Here is a 2,055-nt window from a genome sequence, read left to right on the forward strand (position 1 = left end):
TACTTTTTGGATTACTACCTGATTTTTATGTGGAAATAGCAAAAACGGCTGAACAAGCCAAAATTCACACGCTATTTATCGCCGACACGCCTGCAATGGTTGGGGCGGGCGTGATTGGTGATTTTGCCCAAAAATCGCCTATGTTTGTGTTAGAGCCGATGACCATTTTGTCAGCGGTTGCCACGCATACCCAAAAAATTGGCTTGGTGGCGACTTATTCTACGACCTACATACAATTTGCCCTACAATTTGGCTCGCCAATTAAAAACGCTGGACATCATCAGTGGTGGGCGTGTGGGCTGGAATGCCGTTACCACAGGCACAAAAGAAGTGGCTTACAATTTTAGCGACCAGCCCTTGCCTGACACCACCACTCGCTATGAAATGGCTTTTGAGATGATGGAAGCGGTGCAAACTTTGTGGGGGACTTTTGGCGAAAATGCCTACATCACCGACAAAACCTCAGGGCAATTTGCCGATATGAGCCAGATTAAACCAGCGGGTTACCAAGGCAAATATTACCAAGTCAAAGGGGCATTGCCAATCCCTGCCACACCACAAGGACAACCGCCCATTTTTCAGGCAGGACCAAGCGTTGAAGGCATCAAACTGGCAGGGCGTTTTGCCAGTGGCGTGTATGCCAATCCGTTTAGCATTGAAGAAGCGACAGCCTATCGCACTGCATTAAAACAAAGTGCCATCGCACACGGTCGCAATCCTGATGAAATCCATATGTTTACCATTGGCGACACATTTGCAAAATCAGGCGATGTCCCACCCCAATGACCCACGCTCTCCCCGTGCGGTGGAGCTGATTAAGCATGGAATGTCGCCCAAAGAAGTGCTTGCTGGTGGCGTGATTAACTATCACCCTGTGGTGGTGGGGACAGCTGTTGATGTGGCAGATTTTATGGAACAATGGTTTAAAGCTTGTGCGACAGACGGCTTTTCACTTGCCCCTAACAGCCAAATGGGCGTGCGTGAATTTGTGGAAAAAGTCGTGCCGATTTTGCAGGAACGGGGGGTTTATCATCTTGATTATGAAGGCGATACGCTAAGGGAGTATTTGGGGGGTAAGTCATCAGTATGGATTGAAGGGTTAAGGGAAAAAGAGAAAACACCGTTTAATTTAAAAATTAGGCGGTGTTTTTTATTGGAATTTTGGAAAATGGGTTTTCAGGCTGCCTGAAAATGGTATTTTTGAGATTTATCGTTTCTGAATGTATTCAAGTAGTTTTTCACCATCTGCAATTTGGGAAAGGGTTTGAGCAAATGGAAAAGAATAGCCTAATACGGATTTAACCTCTTTGGCTTTAATTGGCTTACCTAAACTCACAAAATCATCTAATTTTTGAAAATAGGTTTTATCATCTATACCATAATGGTGGGTTTTTTCCACATTGCCACAAGCCTGTCCAAAGGCAACAATGCCTTGCCCAGAAGCATATAAAAAAACATAATCTCCTTTTTTGATACGCCCAATTTTTTCTTTATAACCATCTTCAAATGCTGCTGCAACTTGATTATTTATCATAAAATGATGGTCGTCTATATCGTTGGCACTATTGGTGTTTAATAAAAAATATTTGGTTGCTGTGGAATTATCGGTTTTTTCGTGATGATTTTGGTCGTTGGCTCGCTGATTATCCCACGCTTTGATGATATATTCTGAAATTAAATCGTGAATAATATCTTGACGAGTGGTTTCCCAAGCATCTGCTAATTCTTGCAAAATCAAATCTTCTTTAATAGATAAACGCAAACTCAAAGTGGTTTTGTCTTGATTGCGTTGATTATAGGCTTGGGTGCGACTGTTGATAAAATCGTTTGACATTGGAATTGCTCCTGTGTTGATGAATAATATGCGTATTATACAAAAATAGAAAATAAAATAAACACAAAATTTATTCTTTTATAAAATAAAATTTATTCTTTTTTTAAATTATTGATATTTAAAAATTTTATTTTAAATAAGAAGTGAGTATTACAAATCATTTCAACCAGCCTGAAAAATCCATCATTCCAAAAATAAAAACGGCATTGTTAAACTAAAAT

At 40.3% G+C, this 2,055-nt stretch carries 3 protein-coding genes and 1 pseudogene; 3 read left to right on the plus strand and 1 reads right to left on the minus strand.

Annotated elements, in window-relative coordinates; translation table 11 throughout:
* The 3 genes and pseudogenes from B0182_RS15275 to B0182_RS14695 form a co-directional block, all read left to right on the plus strand.
* Positions 1 to 347 (plus strand): annotated as a pseudogene (locus B0182_RS15275) (LLM class flavin-dependent oxidoreductase); the annotation flags it as partial.
* Positions 250 to 786 (plus strand): LLM class flavin-dependent oxidoreductase, encoded by a 537-nt coding sequence (locus tag B0182_RS14690; RefSeq protein ID WP_208624089.1) that lies wholly within the window; start codon positions 250 to 252, stop codon positions 784 to 786. The pseudogene B0182_RS15275 and the gene B0182_RS14690, both read left to right, overlap by 98 nt.
* Positions 770 to 1,189 (plus strand): hypothetical protein, encoded by a 420-nt coding sequence (locus B0182_RS14695; protein ID WP_208624090.1) that lies wholly within the window; start codon positions 770 to 772, stop codon positions 1,187 to 1,189. Before B0182_RS14690 ends, B0182_RS14695 begins: the two co-directional genes overlap by 17 nt.
* A gap of 18 nt (positions 1,190 to 1,207) precedes the next feature.
* On the opposite strand, the gene B0182_RS13665 is transcribed toward B0182_RS14695, so the two are convergent.
* Positions 1,208 to 1,834 carry a hypothetical protein gene (locus tag B0182_RS13665; protein WP_078275434.1) on the minus strand — a complete coding sequence of 209 codons (627 nt, stop codon included), beginning with the start codon at positions 1,832 to 1,834 and terminating at the stop codon, positions 1,208 to 1,210.
* Positions 1,835 to 2,055 lie beyond the last annotated feature (221 nt).

Source organism: Moraxella bovis, from assembly GCF_002014975.1.
Classification (GTDB): Bacteria; Pseudomonadota; Gammaproteobacteria; order Pseudomonadales; family Moraxellaceae; genus Moraxella; species Moraxella bovis.

Coding starts and splice junctions, on each gene's coding strand:
- B0182_RS14695 (WP_208624090.1), top strand. CDS start 770: ATGTCCCACCCCAATGACCCACGCTCTCCCCGTGCGGTGGAGCTGATT.
- B0182_RS13665 (WP_078275434.1), bottom strand. CDS start 1,834: ATGTCAAACGATTTTATCAACAGTCGCACCCAAGCCTATAATCAACGC.